This window comes from Micrococcus sp. TCR-5 (assembly GCF_052220525.1).
GTDB classification, from domain to species: Bacteria; Actinomycetota; Actinomycetes; order Actinomycetales; family Micrococcaceae; genus Micrococcus; species Micrococcus luteus.
This window is the reverse complement of the sequence record NZ_JBQPDO010000005.1, coordinates 1-20,236: the sequence shown is the minus strand read 5'-3', so window position 1 is coordinate 20,236 and position 20,236 is coordinate 1. Positions and strand designations below refer to the sequence as shown.

The window sequence follows — 20,236 nt, the reverse complement described above, 5'->3', positions numbered from 1 at the left end:
GTTAGCCTGGTCACGCCGGACGACGCCGCGTCCTCCCCCCGATCCGAGAGTGAGGCCCGCCGTGACCCCCCGTTTCCTGCTCATGACCCGCCTCCCTGAGCCCGGGCTCGGAATGCTGCGCGAGGCCGGAGAGGTGGTGGACGGCGCCGACGTCGGAGGGGACGCCGCGCTCGCGCGGCTGGTGGCCTCGGGGGACTACGACGTCGTCGTCGCGGCCCTGGACCAGAAGTTCACCGCCGACGTGCTCGCCGACGCGCGGATCAGGGGCATCGCCAACTACGCGGTCGGCTACAACAACGTGGACGTGGCCGCCGCGACGCGGCGGGGGATCGCCGTCGGCAACACCCCGGACGTGCTCACGGACGCCACCGCGGACATCGCGATGCTCCTGATCCTCGGGGTGACCCGCCGTGCCCCCGAGGGTGAGCGGATGGTGCGCGAGGGACGCTTCCACGGCTGGGCGCCGGACCTGCTCGTGGGCCGGGACGTGCGTGGCGCGACCCTGGGCCTGGCCGGTTTCGGACGGATCGGCAAGGCGGTGGCCGAGCGTGCGCTCGCCTTCGGCATGGAGGTCGTGTTCGCGCCGCGGCCGCCCGCGCACCGGGAGGTCGCGGCCGCGGAGCTCGGCGACCTCGCCGGCCGCGTCCGTCAGGTCCGCTGGGAGGAGCTCGTCGAGGTCGCGGACGTCCTGTCCCTCCACGTGCCCCTGACGGACGACACCCATCACCTCGTGGATGCGGACGTGATCGCGAAGATGAAGGACGACGCCGTCCTCGTCAACACGGCCCGGGGGCCCGTGGTGGACGAGGCGGCCCTCGTCACCGCCCTGCGCGAGGGGCGGCTCTTCGGCGCCGGTCTGGACGTCTACGAGGACGAGCCCGCCCTCGCCCCGGGCCTGGCCGAGCTGGAGAACGTGATGCTCCTGCCGCATCTGGGCTCCGCCACCCGGGACACCCGCGCCGCGATGGCCGAGCTGGCCGCGCGCAACGCGATCGCCATGGCCACGGGCGCGGAGGCCCCGGCCCTCGTCAACCCCGAGGTGCGCGGCTGACCGGCGGGGCGCCGTCGGTAGACTCGGGGACCGTGACCACCCAGAACTCCGCCTCCGCCGCCGTCGACCACCACGATCAGCAGGCCGTCCGCGCCGCCAAGCGTGAGCAGCTGCTCGCCTCGGGCCGCGAGGCCTACCCCGTGCAGGTGCCGCGCACCCACGCGCTGGCCGAGGTGCGTGAGCGGTTCGACGGCCACGAGCCCGACTGGACCTCGGGCGAGACCGTGTCGGTGACCGGGCGCGTCGTCTTCCTCCGCAACACCGGCAAGCTCTGCTTCGCCACCCTGCAGGAGTCCGGCGCGGACGGGGAGGCCGTCCGCCTCCAGGTCATGGTGTCCCTGGCCGCCGTCGGTGAGGAGTCCCTGGCCGAGTGGAAGAAGGTCGTGGACCTGGGCGACTTCCTCTCCGTCACCGGCGAGGTGATCGTCTCGCGCCGCGGCGAGCTGTCCATCATGGCCTCGGCGTGGGAGATGGCCTCCAAGGCGCTGCGCCCCCTGCCCGTGCTGCACGCGGACCTGAACGAGGAGACCCGCGTCCGCCAGCGCTACGCGGACCTGATCGTGCGCGAGGAGGCCCGCCGCATGGTCTACACCCGGGCCAAGGTCACCTCGGCGGTGCGGCGCACCCTCGAGGGCCACGGCTACGTGGAGGTGGAGACCCCGATGCTCCAGCTGGTCCACGGCGGCGCCCTCGCACGTCCCTTCGAGACGCACCTCAACGCGTTCGACCAGCCGATGACCCTGCGCATCGCCACCGAGCTGTACCTCAAGCGCGCCGTCGTCGGCGGCATCGACCGCGTGTTCGAGATCGGCCGCGTGTTCCGCAACGAGGGCGTGGACTCGACCCACTCGCCCGAGTTCACCACCCTCGAGTCCTATGAGGCGTGGGCGGACATGCACGTCATGGCCGAGCGCATGCAGGAGATCATCCTCAACGCCGCGGACGCGGTGGGCGCCGGGCGTCGGCTCGAGACCGCGAAGGGCGTCATCGACCTCGACGGCGAGTGGGCCTGGGTCGCCGTGTACCCGGGGCTGTCCGAGGCCGTGGGCCGCGAGATCACCCCGGAGACGGACGCCGAGACGCTGCGGGCGATCGCCGCGGAGCACGAGGTCAAGGTGGACCCCGCGTGGGACGCGGAGAAGCTCGTGATCGAGCTGTTCGGCGAGATCGTGGAGCCCACCCTGATGAACCCCACGTTCGTGTACGACTACCCGCCGGCCGCCCAGCCGCTCGCGCGCCCGCACCGCTCGGACGACCGGGTCATCGAGGCCTGGGACCTGATCATCGGCGGCATGGAGCGCGGCACCGCGTTCTCCGAGCTGATCGACCCCGTCATCCAGCGCGAGCGCCTGACCGCCCAGTCGGCGATGGCGGCCGCCGGCGACGACGAGGCGATGCAGCTGGACGAGGACTTCCTGCGCGCCCTCGAGTACGGCGCCCCGCCCATGGGCGGCATCGGCCTGGGCATCGACCGCCTGGTGATGCTGTTCACGGACGCCGGCATCCGCGAGACCATCCTCTTCCCGCTGCTCAAGCCGGAGGCCTGACATGGCCGCCTTCTGGGACTACTTCTCCGTCCTCGCCCCCTCGATCGGCCTCGGGCTCATCTTCTGGCTGGTGATGCGCTCCCTGCTGCGTTCGGACACGGGTGAGCGCGAGAGTCAGGCCCGCCGGCTCTCGGGCGCGGACGCGCGGGCGGCCCGCGAGGAGGCCGAGGCCCGTGAGTGGGCGGCCCGACGCCGAGCCGAGGGAGGGCCGGGGGCTGATCCGGAGGACCGCGCCCGGTGAGATTCCTTCCCCGGCGTTGAAGAATCCTTCTGCCCGGCTTCGTTGCGGTATTCTTGAATCACCACAAGTGCACGGCCGGAATCGTGAGCACGCGGGAAAGAACCCCGAGAGCGAAGACCGGAACCCAGGGACACGCGCACGAGAGAAGAAAGTGGGAATCACCGTTGGCACAGAAGGTAGAAGTGGTCCTCGTGGATGATCTTGACAGTTCGCCTGCAGATGAGACCGTGAACTTTGCATTGGACGGTCGCAATTACGAGATCGACCTGTCGAAGGAGCACGCTGCGGAACTCCGTGAGTTCCTGAAGCCCTACATGAAGAAGGGCCGCGCCGTGGCGCCGCCGTCGCCCAAGGTCGAGGCCGCCCAGATCCGCAAGTGGGCGGCCGAGAACGGCTACGAGGTCTCGAGCCGCGGTCGCCTGCACCGCGACGTGGTGGAGGCCTACCGCAACGCGAAGCGCAAGTGAGCGTCCCGCCCGGGTGCGTCGAGGAATCGGCGTCCCCGGGCCTCGTTCCGGCCCCTCCCGAGGACGGCCGGGCCGCTTCTCCCGCTGGCGAACAGCCGCGCGGCACGCGGTCCGGGTGCGTAGTGTCGACCACGACCGTACGCAAGGAGTGTGCCCATGTTCGAGAGATTCACCGACCGCGCCCGGCGGGTGGTCGTGCTCGCCCAGGAAGAGGCGCGCATGCTCAACCACAGCTACATCGGCACCGAGCACATCCTGCTCGGTCTGATCCACGAGGGTGAGGGCGTCGCAGCCAAGGCACTGGAGTCCATGGACATCTCCCTGGGCGCCGTGCGAGAGAAGGTGCAGGAGGACATCGGCCAGGGTCAGCAGAACCCGCCCGGCCACATCCCCTTCACGCCGCGCGCCAAGAAGGTGCTCGAGCTGTCCCTGCGCGAGGCGCTGCAGCTCGGCCACAACTACATCGGCACCGAGCACATCCTGCTCGGCCTGATCCGCGAGGGCGAGGGCGTGGCCGCCCAGGTCCTCGTGCAGCTCGGCGCGGACCTGAACCGCGTCCGTCAGACGGTCATCCAGCTGCTCTCCGGCTACCAGGGCGGCGCCCAGGGTGGCAAGGAGACCGCGGGTGCCGGGGTGGGCCAGGGCGGCGAGGCCGGCCAGAACGCCGGCTCCGTGGTGCTGGACCAGTTCGGACGCAACCTCACCGCGGCCGCGCACGACGGCAAGCTGGATCCCGTCATCGGGCGTGCGGGTGAGATGGAGCGCGTCATGCAGGTGCTCTCCCGCCGCACCAAGAACAACCCCGTGCTCATCGGCGAGCCCGGCGTCGGCAAGACCGCCGTCGTCGAGGGCCTGGCCCAGGCGATCGACCGCGGCGACGTCCCGGAGACGCTCAGGGACAAGCAGCTCTACTCGCTGGACCTCGGCTCCCTCGTGGCCGGCTCCCGCTACCGCGGCGACTTCGAGGAGCGCCTGAAGAAGGTGCTCAAGGAGATCCGCACGCGCGGGGACATCATCCTGTTCATCGACGAGATCCACACCCTCGTCGGGGCGGGTGCGGCCGAGGGCGCGATCGACGCCGCCAGCATCCTCAAGCCGATGCTGGCCCGCGGTGAGCTGCAGACCATCGGCGCCACCACGCTGGACGAGTACCGCAAGCACATCGAGAAGGACGCCGCGCTCGAGCGCCGCTTCCAGCCGATCCAGGTCGCCGAGCCGTCCGTCGAGGACGCCACGGAGATCCTGCGCGGCCTGCGGGACCGCTACGAGGCGCACCACAAGGTCTCCATCACCGACGGCGCGCTCAAGGCCGCCGCCGGCCTGGCGGACCGCTACGTCTCCGACCGGCACCTGCCGGACAAGGCCATCGACCTGATCGACGAGGCCGGCGCGCGTCTGCGCATCCGTCGCATGACCGTGCCGCCGGAGATCAAGGCCTACGAGTCCCGGATCGCGGAGGTGCGCACCCAGAAGGAGGCCGCCATCGACGGCCAGGACTTCGAGGGCGCCGCCCGCCTGCGGGACCAGGAGCAGCAGCTCGGGGACGAGCGCCGCGAGAAGGAGCAGGCGTGGCGCACCGGCGCGGACGCCGACGTCGCCACGGTGGACGAGGACCTCATCGCCGAGGTGCTCTCCAAGTCCACCGGCATCCCGGTGTTCAAGCTCACCGAGGAGGAGACGGACCGCCTGCGCAACATGGAGGACGAGCTCCACCGCCGCGTGATCGGCCAGGACGAGGCCATCAAGTCCCTGTCCCGCGCCATCCGCCGCACCCGCGCGGGCCTGAAGGACCCGAACCGCCCCTCGGGGTCGTTCATCTTCGCCGGCCCCACCGGCGTCGGCAAGACGGAGCTGGCCAAGTCCCTCGCGGAGTTCCTCTTCGGGGACGAGGACGCGCTCATCACGCTGGACATGTCCGAGTTCCAGGAGAAGCACACCGTCTCGCGTCTGTTCGGCGCCCCTCCCGGCTACGTGGGCTACGAGGAGGGCGGCCAGCTCACCGAGAAGGTCCGCCGCCGTCCGTTCTCCGTGGTGCTGTTCGACGAGGTGGAGAAGGCCCATCAGGACCTGTTCAACTCCCTGCTGCAGATCCTCGAGGACGGTCGCCTGACCGACTCGCAGGGCCGTGTGGTGGACTTCAAGAACACCGTGATCATCATGACCACGAACCTCGGCACCCGGGACATCTCCAAGGGCGTCATGACCGGCTTCCAGTCGGCCACGGACACCACCACCGGGTACGAGCGGATGAAGGGCAAGGTCAAGGAGGAGCTGCGCCAGCACTTCCGCCCCGAGTTCCTCAACCGTGTGGACGACGTGATCGTGTTCCCGCAGCTGCAGAAGCACGAGATCGTGGAGATCGTGGACCTGTTCGTCTCCCGCCTCGGCAAGCGCCTGGCGGAGCAGGACCTGTCCATCGAGCTCACCCAGTCCGCCAAGGATCTGCTCGCGGACCGCGGCTACGATCCGGCCATGGGCGCCCGCCCGCTGCGCCGCACCATCCAGCAGATGGTGGAGGACCAGCTCTCGGAGAAGATCCTCTTCGGCGAGATCCCGGCCGGCTCCCTCATCACCGTGGACGCCACGGGCGAGGGGGAGGGCGCCGAGCTGACGTTCGCGTTCTCCGGCGGCCGGGAGGCCCTGGAGGGTGCGGACCTGGCCGAGCTCGAGTCCGGTGCCGGCGATCCGGTGGACGCCGACCGCTCCGTGTGACCTGCGGGGTCTGACCCACGACGCCGGACCGCGCGTCCGGTGGCCACGGCCCGTCGCCCCTCCCCCTCGGGGAGGAGGCGGCGGGCCGTCGTCGTGCCCCCGCGGGGACGCCGGGGCCGAGGTCCGCGACACCGCCGCCGGCATCAAGGACGGCCTCGCGAAGGACCGCTGAACCGGCCCGCCTCTCCGGAGGCACGAGAGGGGTTCCCTCGCGGCGGGATCGGTGCCACTGTGGTCTGTGACCGCTCGACGGTGGTCCTGTCTCCGCTTCGACCCGGCGCTCGCCGGGACGGCTGCGGGGCAGCCCCGAGAAGAAGGAGGCCGCCCATGGGTATCGGTGACCTGAACAACCTCGCAAACCAGCACTCGGACAAGATCGACGAGGCCGTGGACAACGCTCAGGAGCAGCACGGCGACAAGCTCGGCGAGCACGGCGACACCGTGAACAAGGGTGTCGACGGCGCGCAGGAGAAGTTCCTGTCCGGGGACGAGGGCGAGCAGCAGGCCTGAGCCTGCCGTCGACGCCGCGGGAGCCCCCGCCCGGTCCGCCGGGACGGGGGCTCCCGTCTGTCCGGGGTCGGGATGTCCGTGCCTAGATGTAAGAGGTCATGACGTTGTTGACTCGGGCCGGTGCCAACGAGGCCGGCGGGGCGTCCCCGCAGGAGGTATGAGGCCGATGGTAGTTGTAGTGGTTCACCCACACTGCCAACGCCTCACGCCGGGCCGTCTCTGAGGTATACGGGCGGGCGTAGAGGACCTCGTCCACCATCAGCCGGTTGTAGCGTTCGACCTTCCCGTTATGGCGGGGCGTGTAGGGCCGGATCCGGTGGTGCCGGCCCCCGAGCGAGACCACCTTCGCGGTGAAGTCCACGGCCCGGTAGTTGTTGCCGTTGTCCGTGATCACCCTGTCGATCCGGATGCCGTGGGCGGCGAAGAACGCCCGCGCCCGGCAGAAGAAGCTCACGGTCGTAGCTGCCCGCTCATCGGGCAAGGCTTCGGTGTAGGCCAGGCGGGTGAACCCGTCGATCGCCGAGTGCAGGTAGGTGTAGCCGACCCGTCGGCCAGGCCCGCGCTTGGCTGCTCGCGCGTTCTCGGAGTCCCGGCCGTGAGCACGCCAGCCGCCCCCGTCAGGGATGCGCCCGATCTTCTTCACGTCCAGGTGCACCATGCGCCCCGGGCCGCGGGCGGTGATCTTCTGCGGTCGTTGGCGCAGGTCCTCACCCGTGGGCGCGAGGTCTGGCAACCGGGAGATGCCCAGCCGGTGCAGCCACCTGCCCACCGTTCGGAGGCACACCCGGTGGCCTTCAGAGACGAGGTGGTGATGGATGCGGCGGGCTGACCACTTCTCCCTGCGACGCAGGGTCTGGATCTGGGCCACCACCTCGGGGTCGAGCTGGGCGGGAGAGCGTCGTGGCCGGCAGGAGCGGTCTTGCAGTCCTGCCTCGCCCTCGGCGCGGTAGCGGGCCACCCAGGTGGCCACCGTGGGGCGGCTGACGCGGAACTCGGCGGCGACATGGGCTTGGGGGATCCCGTCGTGCAGGTGGCGGTGGACCATCCTGAGACGGCCGGTGGGGGTCAGGGGTGCGTTAGCGTGGGTCATGAGCGGGCTCTTTCCAGCGGATGGGTTGTTGAGGAACTTCCATCCTGCCGGGCGGGGCCCGCTCGTCTCATCTCAGCCCGGCCCTCGTGCCAAGAACCTCATGACCCACAACACCTAGACTGGACCCCATGCCTGCCGACCGCCCCCTCACCCTCCGCTCGGCGCGGACCCAGGACGTCCCGGTCATCCAGGCGCTCGTGGAGCCGCTGGCGCGGGAGCGCGTGCTGCTCCAGAAGGAGGCGGTGGCCTACTACGAGGCCATCCAGGAGTTCGTGGTCGCCGAGGAGGCGGACGGGACCCTGGCCGGCTTCGGCGCCCTCCACGTGATGTGGCAGGACATCGCCGAGGTCCGCACCCTCGCCGTCTCGGAGGCCCACCGGGGGACCGGCGTCGGGCACCTGATCATCGAGGAGCTGCTGGACCGTGCGCGGGCCGTGGGCGTCGAGCGGGTCTTCTGCCTGACCTTCGAGGTCGAGTTCTTCCGCCGGCACGGTTTCGAGGTGATGGCGGACCAGTCCGCCGTGGACCCGGAGGTCTACGCGGAACTGCTGCGCTCCACGGACGAGGGCGTCGCCGAGTTCCTGGACCTCGCCCGGGTCAAGCCGAACACGCTCGGCAACACGCGGATGATCCGCCGCCTCTGAGCCGCCGCACCGCGGGCCGCCCCAGGCCCCGGCGAGGTCAGGCCGGGAAGGTGAGGCCGCCGTCGTCGTCCCGGGCCAGCAGCCCGTCCGACACGAGCCCGGCGACGCACCGCGCCCACTGCGCGTCGTCGGGGCGGTGCGACCCGAGCCGCCCCCCGGCCACGACGACGGCGGGCACCTCCGCCTCGGCCACGCGCCCGTGCTCGCGGACGGCGGCCATCACGGCCCCGCGCACCTGACGGTCCGTGCCGGCCCAGGCCTGGCCGCGCGGCACCTCCACCGGCGGCGGGGAGCCCGCTGCGACCCACGCGCACGTCTCCGCCAGCGGGCAGCGGTCGCAGGCGGGGGAGCGGGCGGTGCAGACGAGGGCCCCGAGTTCCATGACGGCCGCGTTCCACGCGTTGGCGCGGGCGGGGTCCTCGGGCATGAGGGCCTGGGCGCGGCGCATCTCGGCGCGGGTCAGCGACCTGCCGGGCAGGGCCTCACCCGCGACCGCGCGCGCGATCACCCGGCGCACGTTGGTGTCCACGACGGTCTCGGGGACGCCGAACGCGAAGCTCGCGACCGCCGCGGCCGTGTACTCGCCGATGCCGGGCAGGGCGCGCAGGGCGGCGGGGTCGGCCGGCACCCGGCCGTCGTGGCGCCCGACGACGGCCCGGGCGGCCTCCTGGAGGCGCAGGGCCCGGCGCGGGTAGCCGAGTCGGTCCCAGGCCGTGAGCACGTCTGCGGTGGGGGCGGCGGCCAGGTCCGCGGGGGTGGGCCAGCGCTCCAGCCACTCCCGCCAGCGGGGCAGCACCCGCACGACCGGGGTCTGCTGGAGCATGATCTCCGAGACGAGCACGCCCCACGGGGAGCAGTCCGGGCTGCGCCAGGGCAGGTCCCGGGCGTGGACGGCGAACCAGCCCAGCATCGCGTCGTGCAGGTGCGGCACGTCCACCGTGGGCGGGACGAGGGGGGCGGGCGCGGGCATGGCGTCCACTGTAGGGTGCGCCGCCGCCTACCCTGGATCGCATGCCGTCTCGTCCGACTTCCCCCGGGTCGAAGCCGTCCCCCGCCGTCTACCGCCGCCGGCGGCTCGTGGCCGCCCTGCTCGCCCTCGTGCTCCTGCTCCTGGTGGGGTGGGCCGTCGTGGCGCTCGTCCGAGCCGGGATCGGCGCCTTCTCCTCCGAGGACGCCGACCCCTCCGCCGCCCCGACGCCGGTGCACTCCCCGTCGCCCGCCCCGGCCACGGACGCCGAGTCCAGTTCCGCCTCGCCTACCGTGGCCCTCGAGGACGCCGCCGAGTGCCAGCCCTCGGATCTGCGGATCGCCGCCTCCGCGGACCGGTCCGAGTACCAGCGGGGCGAGGAGGCCGAGCTGCGCCTGGGCATCACGAACCTCTCCTCGACCCCGTGCCGCACGGATGTGGGCACGGCCCGGCAGGAGTTCACGATCCGCACGGCCGAGGGCGACGACGTCTTCTCCACCCGCATCTGCCAGGCGGACCCCGCGGAGGCCCAGCGGGTGCTGTACCCGCACGAGGAGCTCACCGCCGTGTACCGCTGGTCCGGCCGCGCCTCGAGCCAGGACTGCGGCCGCCTCGGCGCTCTCGCGGAGCCCGGGCCCCATCTGCTGACGGTCAGCCTCGGCGACGTCACCTCCCGCCCCGTCGCGCTGAAGATCCTCGAGGAGCTCGCCCCGGGGGCCCAGGACAGCAGCTCCTCGGCCGCCCCCTCCTCGGCCACCCCCTCCTCGGCCACCCCCTCCTCGAGCGGCAGCGCCTCCCCGTCGGGGTCCGCCTCCGACCCGGCGTCGGCCTCGACCACCGACCCGTCGCCGTCATCGTCCCGCTGAGCCGGCCGCGCCGTCAGCGGCCGGGGCCGGCCTCCGGATGCGCGGCCGGGCCGCCGCCGGTCCACGTGGGGATCGTGGCGAGGGCCTCGCCGATCGAGCCGACCTCCGCCACCGTGAAGCCCGCGGGGACGTCCCCGAGCGGCTCGGGGGAGCGGGGGACCAGGGCGCGGGTGAAGCCCAGGCGGGCGGCCTCGCGCACCCGTCGCCCGATGCCGGGCACGGGGCGCACCTCCCCGGCCAGCCCGAGCTCACCGACGGCGATCATCCCCTGCGGGACGGGGGCCGAGAGCTTCGCCGAGGCCACGGCGACGGCCACGGCCAGGTCCGAGGCGGGCTCCGAGAGTCGCACGCCGCCCACGGTGGCCACGTAGCAGTCGTCCTGGGCGAGGGCGAAACGGGCCCGGCGCTGGAGCACGGCCAGGAGCATGTTCACGCGCGCCGCGTCCACGCCGGAGACGGTGCGGCGCGGGCTGCCGCCGGCGGACGGGGTGAGCAGGGACTGCACCTCGGCCACGAGCGGGCGCCGGCCCTCGAGCGTCACCGTCACGCACGTGCCCTCGACCGGCTCCGAGACGCCCGAGAGGAACAGACCGGAGGGGTCGTCCAGGGACTCGATGCCGTCCTCCCGCAGGTCGAAGCAGCCGACCTCGTCCGTGGGCCCGAAGCGGTTCTTCACCGCACGCACCAGGCGCAGCCGTGAGTGGCGGTCCCCCTCGAACTGGCAGACCACGTCCACGAGGTGCTCGAGCAGCCGCGGGCCGGCGATGGTCCCGTCCTTCGTCACGTGGCCCACCAGGACCGTGGTGATCCCCTTCTCCTTGGCCGTGCGGATGAGGCTGGCCGCCACCTCGCGCACCTGGCTGACGCCCCCGGCGATCCCGTCCACCTCGGTGGACTGCAGGGTCTGCACGGAGTCCACGATCACCAGCTCCGGGTCCGTCCGCTCGATCTGCCCCAGTGCCCGGCCCAGGTCCGTCTCCGCCGTCAGACGCAGGGTGTCCGCGATCGCCCCGATCCGGTCTGCGCGGGAGCGCACCTGCGCCGCCGACTCCTCGCCCGTCAGGTACAGCACCGAGCGCGGACCGCCGCCGCCCGCGCCGCGCGCCGTCTGGGCGGCCACGTCCAACAGCAGCGTGGACTTGCCGATGCCCGGCTCGCCGGCCAGCAGGATCACCGCGCCCGGCACGAGGCCGCCGCCGAGCACGCGGTCCAGCTCACGCACCCCCGTGGAGCGGAACGAGGCCAGCGTGGCGTCCACGTCCGCGATGCGCGGCGCGACCTCCGCGACCGTGGCCGCGCGCGTGCGACCGGTGGTCGACGTCAGCCCGATCTCCTCGACCGTGCCCCACGACTGGCACTCCCCGCAGCGGCCGACCCACTTCACGGTGGTCCAGCCGCACTCGGTGCAGCGGTATCCGGGGGCACGCTTCGGGGCGGTCTTGGTGGCCATGCGCCCACTCTAGGAGCCGAGGCGGACGCGTTAGCCGGCACCGCGCGCGGTCCGACGTCGGCCGCCGGGGCCGTGCGCCGCCGTCGGGCTCAGACGCGGGGCAGGTAGCCGCGCGCCTCGTCGTGCTCGGCGCCCGTGGCCTCGATGAGGTCCACCATCATGGGCCGCAGCAGCATCACGAGCGCCTCGCCGTGCACGGACCCGCCGCCCAGCTGGTGCGGGTCCAGCGCGGACGCGGACGCCCCCAGGGCGTCCCGCGCCACGGACAGCGAGCGATGGCGGCCCTCGGCCTGCGGCTCCACGAGGGAGCGGTGCAGGATCTCGACGGCGTCCGCGGCGTCGTCGAACCAGGCGGCCAGGCGCTCGCGGTCGTCGTCGTCGAACACACCCTCGTCCAGGACCGAGACCACCCGCCGGGCCACGATCCGCAGGGAGCGCACCGCCAGGTCCGAGCGGTCCGCCGCGTTCACCGCGTCCTCCACGAAGGAGCGCGAGGAGCGGTGCAGCGGGTTGAACACGGTCTGCTCATGCGTGACGCGCAGCTCCTTGCGCAGCGCCTCCAGCGTGGTGTGCGTGCCGCGGCTGGCCACGAGCGCCATCCAGGCGGTGCGGGAGTCGTTCTCCCGCAGGGCCCGGGAGAGGTCGCGCAGCACCGTGGCGATCGAGTCGTAGAGTCCACCCAGCTGACGCACCGCGGGACGGCGCACGTCCTGGGGCGAGAGGAACGTGACGAGCAGGGCCAGGACGCCGCCCACGATCGCGTCCTGGCTGCGGACGAACGGCCCTCCCGTGCCGGTGGGCAGGAGGACCACGAGGACGGACTGCAGGGACATCTGCATCGTGAATGTGGCGCCGGAGTCCAGGAACCGGGCCACCATCACGGACACGAACAGGACCACCGAGGCCTGCCACAGGCCGCGGCCGAGCCCGACCATGAGCAGGTCCCCGATCAGGATGCCGACGGTGCAGCCGACGGCGACCTCGGCCACCTTGCGCAGCTTCGGCTCCCGTTGGAAGCCGAGGGCGATCAGTAGGGCGGTGGAGGCGAACAGGGGCTGCTGGTGGCCCAGGACGGCCTCCGCGAACCAGTAGGCGCCCACCGCGCAGACAGCGACGAGGGCGGCCTGGCCCACGGAGGAGCGGACGCGGGACCAGCCCGCACGGGCGCGCCGACGCAGGAAGCGGCCGAGACGTTCCCCGCGGGTCTGGGGGTCGACCATCGGCACCGTGCCCGTGGCGGTGGCGAAGCGGTCCGTCATGCGGCCAGCCTAGTCCGACGCCGCGGTGCCCCCGCCGTGCGAGGCTCAACCAAGCATTGTGGCCCACGGCACAGATCATTCCTGCGAATGCCGCTCCCGTTCACCATCTGTTCACCCCGGCCGAGCACTCGATTCACCTCTGGACCGTACGGTCGGGTGCGGTGCAGAACCGGGCCAGCCGGACGCTCTGCCCTCACCGTCGTCATCCGATTGAAAGAGGCTCTTCGTGAAGGCTCTCCGCTTCGGCCGCTCCGCCGCCCTCCTGTCCGTGGCCGCCATCGCCCTGACCGCCTGCTCCTCCGCGGACAGCGGCAACGGCGGCTCCGATGCCTCCGGCTCCGCCGGCGGCGAGCAGGGCACCACCTCCGAGGTCCAGGGCAACCTGGTCGGCGCCGGCGCCTCCTCGCAGGAGGCGGCCATGACCGCCTGGACCCAGGGTGTCACCGAGACCGCTCCGAACCTGACCGTGCAGTACTCCCCGGACGGCTCCGGTGCCGGTCGTGAGAAGTTCCTCGCCGGTGCCACCTCCTTCGCCGGCTCCGACGCCGCCCTCAAGGAGGAGGAGGCTGAGTCCGCCAAGGAGAACTGCGGCGACGAGGGCGCGTTCCACGTGCCGGCCTACATCTCCCCGATCGCCGTGGCCTACAACCTGCCGGGCGTCGATGACGTCAAGATGGACGCCGAGACCATCGCCAAGGTGTTCTCCGGCGAGATCAAGAACTGGAACGACGAGGCCATCGCCGCGCAGAACGAGGGCGTCGAGCTGCCCGACACCCCGATCACCGTCGTGCACCGTTCCGACGACTCGGGCACCACCGAGAACTTCACCGCCTACCTCACCGAGGCCGCCGGCGATGCCTGGTCCTACGACGAGGTCGAGACCTGGCCGTCCGACATCACCGCCGAGTCCGCCCAGGGCACCAAGGGTGTCGTGGGCCTGGCCTCCCAGACCGAAGGCGCCATCACCTACGCCGACGCCTCCGCCGTGGGCGAGCTGGGCACCGTGTCCGTGAAGGTCGGCGAGGAGTACGTGAAGTACTCCGCCGAGGCCGCGGCCGCGACCGTCGAGAAGTCCGAGGCCAAGGAGGACGGCTCGATCGAGCTCGACCGCGCCACCGACGAGTCCGGCGTGTACCCCGTCGTGCTGGTCTCCTACCACATCTACTGCAACCAGTACGAGTCGCAGGAGACCGTGGACCAGGTCAAGGCCTTCGCCGAGTACGTCGTGTCCGAGGACGGTCAGAAGACCGCCGAGGAGTCCGCGGGCAACGCCCCGATCTCCGAGGACACCCGCAAGAAGGCCATGGAGCGCATCGAGGCCATCTCGGTCAAGGGCTGATGTCGCTTCTTGTCGGCTGACCCACCGCCGCTTCGGCCGCCGGGCCCCACGGGCCCGGCGGCTGAAGCCGCGTCAGGGCACTCGTTCGTCGCGGCCCGTCCATCACCACGCACGTCGATCTGAGGGAAGGCACCGTGTCCTCAACCACCAACGAGGCGGCACCGAAGCCGTCCAGCCTGCGCGGCCCCCGCCGCGGAGCCGCCGGAGACAAGCTCCTCTCCGGCGGGGCCCTGGCGGCCGCCGTCCTGATCCTGCTCGTGCTCGCCTTCGTGGCGGTCTTCCTCCTGACGGAGGCATGGCCTGCCCTGCAGCCGGGCGCGGAGCTCGTGTCTGCGGACTCCTTCTTCCAGTACGTGTGGCCGCTCATGGCCGGCACCGTGATGGTGTCGATCATCGCTCTGCTCATCGCCACCCCGGTCGCGATCGGTGTCGCCCTGTTCATCTCGCACTATGCGCCCCCGCGCATCGCGCAGTCGGTGGGCTTCGTGATCGATCTGCTGGCCGCGATCCCCTCCGTGGTCTACGGCGTGTGGGGCTGGCTGACGCTCGCTCCGCTGATGGTGCCGATCTACGGCTGGCTCAACGAGAACCTGGGCTTCATCCCGTTCTTCGGCGGCTCGGCCACCACCACGGGCCGCACCCTGCTGACCTCGGGCGTCGTGCTGGCCGTGATGGTCCTGCCGATCATCACCGCGCTCTGCCGTGAGATCTTCACCCAGACCCCGAAGCTCCACGAGGAGGCCGCGCTCGGCCTCGGCGCCACGCGCTGGGAGATGATCAAGATGACCGTGTTCCCGTTCGCCCGGGCCGGCATCATCTCCTCGATCATGCTCGGCCTCGGCCGCGCGCTCGGCGAGACCATGGCGGTCACCATGGTGCTCTCCGGCGGCGTCTTCTCCTGGTCGCTCGTGGAGTCCGGCAGGAACCAGACGATCCCGTCGGAGATCGCGCTCAACTTCCCCGAGGCGTTCAACATGCGCCTGCACGAGCTGATCGCTGCCGGTCTCATGCTCTTCATCATCACCCTGGCGGTGAACATGATCGCCCGCGCGATCGTGAACAAGCACAAGGAATTCTCGGGAGCCAACTGACATGAGCACTGTCTCGACTTCTCCCCGGGCCACCGAGGACAGCGTGACGCCGCGGCGTCACTCCCTGACCGAGGGTCAGAAGCCCGGCTGGACCTGGATGGCCGTCGCAGCTGCCGCGGCCGTCGTCGCCGCCGGCCTGACCGTGCTGCTCAGCGGCGCCTTCAACGTCGTCGGTTTCGTGATCATCGCCGCCATCCTCTACATCGCGGGGCTCTACGTGGCCACCCGCGTGATGGAGAACCGGCGCCGCGCCGCAGACGGCCTGTGCCGCAACCTCGTGTGGCTGGCGTTCCTCGTGGCCCTGGTGCCGCTGGTCTCCGTGCTGTGGTCGGTCCTCTCCGCCGGTCTGCCGACCCTGATCGCCAACCCGCAGATCATGGCGTACGACATGAAGGGCATCACCGGCATCGACGACTCGGCGTGGGTGGAGGACGGCAAGCCCGCCGGCGGGCTCGCGGGCGGTTTCGGCCACGCCCTGATCGGCACCGTCGTGATCACGATCATCGCGACCCTGATCTCCGTGCCGATCGGCATGCTCACCTCCATCTACCTGGTGGAGTACAGCCGCGGCGGCTGGTTCTCCCGCGCCATCGTGTTCTTCGTGGACGTCATGACCGGCATCCCCTCGATCGTGGCCGGCCTCTTCGCCTACGCCGCGATCACGTGGGTCCTGACCCTGGTCACCGGCAGCAAGTCCACCGCACTGCAGTCCGTGCAGATGGGTCTCACGGCCGCGATCGCGCTCTCGGTGCTCATGATCCCCGTGGTCGTGCGATCCACGGAGGAGATGCTCCGTGTGGTGCCCAACGAGCTGCGCGAGGGCGCCTACGCCCTCGGCGTGCGCAAGTGGCAGACCATCGCCAAGGTGGTCCTGCCCACCGCGATCTCCGGCATCGCCTCCGGCGTCACCCTGGCCATCGCCCGCGTGGCGGGCGAGACCGCGCCGATCCTCGTGACGGCCGGCTTCGCCACCAGCATCAACTGGAACCCGTTCGACAACTGGATGACCGCGCTGCCGGTGTACATCTACCGCCAGCTGGTCGCCCCGACCTCGCCTACGGCGGCGGACCCCTCGACCGCCCGCGCCTGGGCAGCCGCCCTGCTGCTCGTCACCATCGTCATGCTGCTCAACCTGGCGGCACGGTTCATCGCCAAGGCGTTCGCCCCCAAGAAGGGCCGGTGAGGCCCGGCCGCCCGGAATCCCCCGGGCGGCCGGCCCCGACCCCGTCGCACCCCCCCCAGAGACTTCCACGAAGGAACAGAACCACTCATGTCCAAGCGCATCCAGGCCATCGACGTCGATGTCTTCTACGGCAAGTTCAAGGCCGTCGAGGGCGTCAACATCGACATCGCCCCCCGCTCCGTCACCGCCTTCATCGGCCCCTCCGGCTGCGGCAAGACCACCTTCCTGCGCAGCATCAACCGCATGCACGAGGTGCTCCCCGGCGCCACCGTGGACGGCCAGCTCCTGCTCGACGGCGAGGACATCTACGGGCCCGGTGTGGACCCGGTCCGCGTCCGTTCCCAGATCGGCATGGTCTTCCAGCGCCCGAACCCGTTCCCCACGATGTCCATCCGCGACAACGTGCTGGCCGGCTACAAGCTCAACGGCACCCGCCTGAACAAGTCCCGTGCGGACGAGCTCGTGGAGAAGTCCCTGCGCGGCGCCAACCTGTGGAACGAGGTCAAGGACCGCCTCGACAAGCCCGGCTCCGGCCTCTCCGGCGGTCAGCAGCAGCGTCTGTGCATCGCCCGCTCCATCGCGGTGCAGCCCGACGTGATCCTCATGGACGAGCCCTGCTCCGCGCTCGACCCAATCTCCACCCTCGCCGTCGAGGACCTGATCAACGAGCTCAAGGAGGAGTACACGGTCATCATCGTCACGCACAACATGCAGCAGGCCGCGCGCGTGGCGGACAAGACCGCGTTCTTCAACATCCAGGGCGTCGGCAAGCCCGGCAAGCTGATCGAGTACGACGACACCGACGTCATCTTCAACAACCCCTCGAGCCAGCAGACCGAGGACTACGTCTCCGGCCGCTTCGGCTGAGCCGTCCCGCGCTCCGTCCCCGACCCCGTCCGGCCGCACGCCGGGCGGGGTCGCGGCGTCTGCGGGGCCGGGCGTCGTCGTCGGGCGCGGCCTCAGGCCAGCGGGACGAGGGCCAGCGTGCCGAGGAGGCCGAGAAGGGCGCAGGCCACCGGCGTGAGCACCCACCAGCCGACCACGCGCAGCACGGTGGGCCAGCGCACGGACGCGTAGGTCTGCGTCTGGCCGGCGCCCACGATGGCCGCCGTCGCCGTGTGGGTGGAGGACAGGGGCAGGTGGAACACCAGGGATCCGACGAACAGCAGGCCCGCGGGGATGACGGCGGCCACGGACGCCCGCAGGGGGTCGAGGCGCACGAGACGCTCGGTGAGGGTCCAGGCGATCCGCCAGGCGCCGCCCAGCGTGCCGAGCCCGACCGCGAGGGCGAACAGGAACGCGCCCCCCACGAACTCGGCCGTCAGGGCGTCCGGCGCCAGGACGGACCCGGACCCCACCAGCACGGCGGCCCACAGCACCCCCATGCGCTGACCGGCCTGCAGGCCGTGGCCCATGGCCATGGCGCTGGCGGAGATGCCCAACGCGACGCGGGCCCGGTGCTGGACGTTGACCGTGGTGCCCCGGGTGGCGAGCCGCATGGCGGGGGCGGTGAGCAGGCGGGCGAGCGCCCACGCGATCAGGGGCGAGAGCAGCAGGCTGAGCAGCACCTCGGCGCGGACGAGGTCGAAGATGGTGAGGGCGACGTCGATGTCCAGACTCAGGCGCACGGCGAGGTGGCTGCCCGCCAGCGCGGAGATCAGCGCGTGCGTGCTGGAGCCGGGCAGGCGCCGCCACCACAGCAGCAGACCCCACACGAGGGTCACCACGCAGGACACGCCCACGGCCAGGGGGCCGATCTCGCTGCGCACCGCGGGCGAGGTGAAGTAGTGCACGCTCAGCGTGATGAGCCCGATGCCCAGCAGCGCGCCCACGGTGTTGACCGCTCCGGTCAGGAGGAGGGCCCCGCGCGGTGTCAGCGCCCGGTACCGGACAGGCAGCGCCGCGGCGTTGGGGGCGTCGCGGAAACCCATCAGCGCGCCGACGGCGCACAGCAGCACGAGGACGACGGCGAGCCCCGCGGTCACGGCGCCTCCACCGGCTCAGGACTCACGGACGAGCACCATGCCCAGGTCCATGTTCACGCGGGAGAGGGCCTCGAGCGCCGCGTGCAGCGCCCAGGCGACCTCGCGCTGGCGGTTGTAGTCGCGCTGCAGCAGGTCCATGCCGAGGTCGGCGAGCCACTCGACCATGATCCGCTCCGTGCGGCGGGAGGCGCGCAGCAGCTGCATCCACGTGGCCTCCAGGGCGTCGAGGTCGCGCATCTCGGCGGCGCCGCGGGCGAGCAGCTCGGCCTGCCGCCCCACGGTCTCCAGGACGTCGAGGGCGTGCGTCGGCAGCTCCTCGAGGTCGGCCCGCTGGATCAGCACGCCCGCCGACACGACGCGCCGGGTGGTCGCGTGCACGCCGCTGGCCAGCCGGTAGAGGTCCTGACGGGGCAGCGGAGTCACGTAGGCGCTGCGCAGCGCGGTGAGGAAGGCCATGAGGGTGGCGCTCGAGGACGAGTCGAGCTCCTCGAGCTCACGGGCGGCACGGTCCGCCTCGGGTCCGCGGGTCCCCGCGACCTGGGCCACCAGATGCACGGACCGGTGCAGGGCCTCGGCGAGGTCCGCCATGTGGCGCAGCGCCGGGGTGTCGCGCGTGACGAGCCAGGGCATGCGGGGGGACATGGGCAGCGGTCGCTCTCTCGTCGACGGGTGGCGAAGGGGTCGACGACGACGCCGGACCGGGAACGCCTCTCGGCGGAAGGCCGCTCGCAGCGGCTATGTGTTGGAGCCCGGGGTTACCAGCGGCCCGGCGCCGTCCCCATCAGTCTAGCGATCCGTCCCGAAACGCTCGACCCGCCGCCTCCAGGGCGTCGGCGGTGCTGACCAGGCGCGCGGCCCGGCGGGTGAGGGCGGCGGCGCGGTCCGGGGCGGCGGCCTCGGAGCCCTCGGCGTGCTCGACCTGGCCCAGAGCCACGACGCGGGCGTAGGCCGCGGCGCGCTCGAACGCGACGTCGATCTCGGAGCGGTAGGCGCCCGTGAGGATCGTGTCCGTGAGGCGGCGCAGCTCGGCCGGCCCCGGCGGCTCGACGGCGCCCGCCACGACGCGCGAGGCGTAGGCGGCATGCCCGGCGCGGTACCAGGCGGCCCAGCGCTCGCCGTCGCGGGTCGTCGCCTCCTGGAGCGCGTACAGGCGCCACAGGGCGCCGGCGAGCGAGACGGGCGGGGCGTCCGCCCACAGCTCGGCGAGCGTCTCGACGCCCAGCTCGCGGACCAGCCCGACCAGCCGCTCGACGATGGCCGGGTCCTCCTCCGCGCGGCCGCCGGCCACGAGGGCGTGGGCCAGGCGCGAGGCCGCCGCGGCCACTTCCTGCGGGTCTTCGCCGCCGGCGAAGTGCGTGAGCTCCTGCGGTTCCGAGAGGCGGGGCCGGTGGGGGCGCAGCACGCCCGAGGCGCTCGAGCTGGCGCCGCGGCCGGCGGGCAGGCGGTGACGTGCCATGGGCGGGCTCCCTTCGAGGGCGCATCGGGGTGGGGATGTGGTCGCCGGAGGCGGCGGCCCCGTCCACGGTAGTGCCCCGGACGCCTGGGCTACCATCGGAGGGCACCCGTGAGGGTCGCCGTCGTCGGCCGCGCGCCGTCGTCGTCGGCCGCGGGTGGGGGCCTTTAGCTCAGCTGGCAGAGCATCGGACTTTTAATCCGCCGGTCGCGGGTTCGATCCCCGCAGGGCCCACCCCGCGCACAAGGCTCGAATCCTTGCCAATGGAATCGTTGGCTGGGGTTCGGGCCTCGTCGTCGTTGTGGGTCCAGTTGAGCGCGTTGGCGTTGACCTCGGGGTCGAGGAGCATCTCGAAGGGCCGGTTGTTCTCTACGCGGAGTT

19 protein-coding genes and 1 tRNA gene are annotated in these 20,236 nt (G+C 72.0%); 13 read left to right on the top strand and 7 right to left on the bottom strand.

All coding sequences use genetic code 11. From position 1 onward, the window contains the following. Nucleotides 1-61 precede the first annotated feature (61 nt). From ACTSKS_RS04265 to ACTSKS_RS04240, 6 genes are all read left to right on the top strand, one after another. On the top strand, nucleotides 62-1,051 hold the full coding sequence (locus ACTSKS_RS04265) for a 2-hydroxyacid dehydrogenase (RefSeq protein WP_069941093.1): 990 nt from the start codon (nucleotides 62-64) through the stop codon (nucleotides 1,049-1,051). A gap of 32 nt (nucleotides 1,052-1,083) precedes the next feature. Continuing rightward, nucleotides 1,084-2,598: a lysine--tRNA ligase gene (lysS, locus tag ACTSKS_RS04260; RefSeq protein ID WP_036384191.1), complete on the top strand. Its 1,515-nt coding sequence runs from the start codon at nucleotides 1,084-1,086 to the stop codon at nucleotides 2,596-2,598. A 1-nt stretch (nucleotide 2,599) separates the two neighbouring features. Next, nucleotides 2,600-2,839, top strand: a complete 240-nt coding sequence (locus tag ACTSKS_RS04255) for a hypothetical protein (protein WP_041104642.1) — start codon at nucleotides 2,600-2,602, stop codon at nucleotides 2,837-2,839. Between the two features lie 83 nt (nucleotides 2,840-2,922). Further along, on the top strand, nucleotides 2,923-3,306 hold the full coding sequence (locus ACTSKS_RS04250; protein WP_370446019.1) for a histone-like nucleoid-structuring protein Lsr2: 384 nt from the start codon (nucleotides 2,923-2,925) through the stop codon (nucleotides 3,304-3,306). A 156-nt stretch (nucleotides 3,307-3,462) separates the two neighbouring features. After that, a complete protein-coding gene (locus tag ACTSKS_RS04245; RefSeq protein WP_041104641.1) occupies nucleotides 3,463-6,018 on the top strand; it encodes an ATP-dependent Clp protease ATP-binding subunit in 2,556 nt (851 codons plus the stop codon). Nucleotides 6,019-6,345: 327 nt separating this feature from the next. Next, nucleotides 6,346-6,528 (top strand): Rv0909 family putative TA system antitoxin, encoded by a 183-nt coding sequence (locus ACTSKS_RS04240; protein ID WP_041104640.1) that lies wholly within the window; start codon nucleotides 6,346-6,348, stop codon nucleotides 6,526-6,528. 82 nt (nucleotides 6,529-6,610) lie between these two features. On the opposite strand, the gene ACTSKS_RS04235 is transcribed toward ACTSKS_RS04240, so the two are convergent. Beyond that, on the bottom strand, nucleotides 6,611-7,618 hold the full coding sequence (locus ACTSKS_RS04235; protein WP_442927311.1) for an IS481 family transposase: 1,008 nt from the start codon (nucleotides 7,616-7,618) through the stop codon (nucleotides 6,611-6,613). Nucleotides 7,619-7,746: 128 nt separating this feature from the next. On the opposite strand from ACTSKS_RS04235, the gene ACTSKS_RS04230 reads away from it, so the two are divergent. Next, on the top strand, nucleotides 7,747-8,262 hold the full coding sequence (locus ACTSKS_RS04230) for an amino-acid N-acetyltransferase (RefSeq protein ID WP_002856080.1): 516 nt from the start codon (nucleotides 7,747-7,749) through the stop codon (nucleotides 8,260-8,262). Between the two features lie 37 nt (nucleotides 8,263-8,299). On the opposite strand, the gene ACTSKS_RS04225 is transcribed toward ACTSKS_RS04230, so the two are convergent. Next, nucleotides 8,300-9,232, bottom strand: a complete 933-nt coding sequence (locus ACTSKS_RS04225) for an A/G-specific adenine glycosylase (protein ID WP_152743583.1) — start codon at nucleotides 9,230-9,232, stop codon at nucleotides 8,300-8,302. 41 nt (nucleotides 9,233-9,273) lie between these two features. Between ACTSKS_RS04225 and ACTSKS_RS04220 the strand changes: the two genes are divergently transcribed. Beyond that, nucleotides 9,274-10,095 carry a hypothetical protein gene (locus ACTSKS_RS04220; RefSeq protein ID WP_069941090.1) on the top strand — a complete coding sequence of 274 codons (822 nt, stop codon included), beginning with the start codon at nucleotides 9,274-9,276 and terminating at the stop codon, nucleotides 10,093-10,095. Between the two features lie 13 nt (nucleotides 10,096-10,108). Here the strand turns inward: ACTSKS_RS04220 and radA are convergent, their stop codons facing one another. Next, nucleotides 10,109-11,545, bottom strand: a complete 1,437-nt coding sequence (gene radA / locus ACTSKS_RS04215) for a DNA repair protein RadA (protein ID WP_069941089.1) — start codon at nucleotides 11,543-11,545, stop codon at nucleotides 10,109-10,111. An 89-nt stretch (nucleotides 11,546-11,634) separates the two neighbouring features. Further along, on the bottom strand, nucleotides 11,635-12,804 hold the full coding sequence (locus ACTSKS_RS04210) for an FUSC family protein (RefSeq protein ID WP_069941088.1): 1,170 nt from the start codon (nucleotides 12,802-12,804) through the stop codon (nucleotides 11,635-11,637). A 226-nt stretch (nucleotides 12,805-13,030) separates the two neighbouring features. Here ACTSKS_RS04210 and pstS point away from each other — a divergent pair, with 226 nt between their 5' ends. The 4 genes from pstS to pstB all read left to right on the top strand — a co-directional run bounded on the left by pstS (nucleotide 13,031) and on the right by pstB (nucleotide 17,284). Continuing rightward, nucleotides 13,031-14,143, top strand: a complete 1,113-nt coding sequence (gene pstS / locus ACTSKS_RS04205) for a phosphate ABC transporter substrate-binding protein PstS (RefSeq protein WP_069941087.1) — start codon at nucleotides 13,031-13,033, stop codon at nucleotides 14,141-14,143. A gap of 134 nt (nucleotides 14,144-14,277) precedes the next feature. Then, nucleotides 14,278-15,234, top strand: a complete 957-nt coding sequence (gene pstC / locus ACTSKS_RS04200) for a phosphate ABC transporter permease subunit PstC (RefSeq protein WP_049147798.1) — start codon at nucleotides 14,278-14,280, stop codon at nucleotides 15,232-15,234. Nucleotide 15,235: 1 nt separating this feature from the next. Further along, on the top strand, nucleotides 15,236-16,417 hold the full coding sequence (gene pstA / locus ACTSKS_RS04195) for a phosphate ABC transporter permease PstA (protein ID WP_036384203.1): 1,182 nt from the start codon (nucleotides 15,236-15,238) through the stop codon (nucleotides 16,415-16,417). Nucleotides 16,418-16,504: 87 nt separating this feature from the next. Further along, complete coding sequence (gene pstB, locus ACTSKS_RS04190) at nucleotides 16,505-17,284, top strand: phosphate ABC transporter ATP-binding protein PstB (RefSeq protein ID WP_069941086.1); 780 nt, start codon at nucleotides 16,505-16,507, stop codon at nucleotides 17,282-17,284. A gap of 92 nt (nucleotides 17,285-17,376) precedes the next feature. On the opposite strand, the gene ACTSKS_RS04185 is transcribed toward pstB, so the two are convergent. From ACTSKS_RS04185 to ACTSKS_RS04175, 3 genes are all read right to left on the bottom strand, one after another. Next, complete coding sequence (locus ACTSKS_RS04185) at nucleotides 17,377-18,402, bottom strand: inorganic phosphate transporter (protein ID WP_002856097.1); 1,026 nt, start codon at nucleotides 18,400-18,402, stop codon at nucleotides 17,377-17,379. A gap of 15 nt (nucleotides 18,403-18,417) precedes the next feature. Further along, a complete protein-coding gene (locus ACTSKS_RS04180; RefSeq protein ID WP_231866340.1) occupies nucleotides 18,418-19,032 on the bottom strand; it encodes a hypothetical protein in 615 nt (204 codons plus the stop codon). A gap of 151 nt (nucleotides 19,033-19,183) precedes the next feature. Continuing rightward, on the bottom strand, nucleotides 19,184-19,858 hold the full coding sequence (locus ACTSKS_RS04175; RefSeq protein ID WP_041103592.1) for a hypothetical protein: 675 nt from the start codon (nucleotides 19,856-19,858) through the stop codon (nucleotides 19,184-19,186). Between the two features lie 158 nt (nucleotides 19,859-20,016). On the opposite strand from ACTSKS_RS04175, the gene ACTSKS_RS04170 reads away from it, so the two are divergent. Beyond that, nucleotides 20,017-20,089, top strand: a tRNA-Lys gene (locus ACTSKS_RS04170). The last annotated feature ends 147 nt before the right edge of the window (nucleotides 20,090-20,236 follow it).

Bases quoted from the DNA above. Each gene is read 5' to 3' on its own strand.
- ACTSKS_RS04255 (WP_041104642.1), top strand. From the start codon at position 2,600: ATGGCCGCCTTCTGGGACTACTTCTCCGTCCTCGCCCCCTCGATCGGC.
- ACTSKS_RS04245 (WP_041104641.1), top strand. From the start codon at position 3,463: ATGTTCGAGAGATTCACCGACCGCGCCCGGCGGGTGGTCGTGCTCGCC.
- ACTSKS_RS04240 (WP_041104640.1), top strand. From the start codon at position 6,346: ATGGGTATCGGTGACCTGAACAACCTCGCAAACCAGCACTCGGACAAG.
- ACTSKS_RS04235 (WP_442927311.1), bottom strand. From the start codon at position 7,618: ATGACCCACGCTAACGCACCCCTGACCCCCACCGGCCGTCTCAGGATG.
- ACTSKS_RS04230 (WP_002856080.1), top strand. From the start codon at position 7,747: ATGCCTGCCGACCGCCCCCTCACCCTCCGCTCGGCGCGGACCCAGGAC.
- ACTSKS_RS04225 (WP_152743583.1), bottom strand. From the start codon at position 9,232: ATGCCCGCGCCCGCCCCCCTCGTCCCGCCCACGGTGGACGTGCCGCAC.
- ACTSKS_RS04220 (WP_069941090.1), top strand. From the start codon at position 9,274: ATGCCGTCTCGTCCGACTTCCCCCGGGTCGAAGCCGTCCCCCGCCGTC.
- radA (WP_069941089.1), bottom strand. From the start codon at position 11,545: ATGGCCACCAAGACCGCCCCGAAGCGTGCCCCCGGATACCGCTGCACC.
- ACTSKS_RS04210 (WP_069941088.1), bottom strand. From the start codon at position 12,804: ATGACGGACCGCTTCGCCACCGCCACGGGCACGGTGCCGATGGTCGAC.
- pstA (WP_036384203.1), top strand. From the start codon at position 15,236: ATGAGCACTGTCTCGACTTCTCCCCGGGCCACCGAGGACAGCGTGACG.
- pstB (WP_069941086.1), top strand. From the start codon at position 16,505: ATGTCCAAGCGCATCCAGGCCATCGACGTCGATGTCTTCTACGGCAAG.
- ACTSKS_RS04180 (WP_231866340.1), bottom strand. From the start codon at position 19,032: ATGCCCTGGCTCGTCACGCGCGACACCCCGGCGCTGCGCCACATGGCG.
- ACTSKS_RS04175 (WP_041103592.1), bottom strand. From the start codon at position 19,858: ATGGCACGTCACCGCCTGCCCGCCGGCCGCGGCGCCAGCTCGAGCGCC.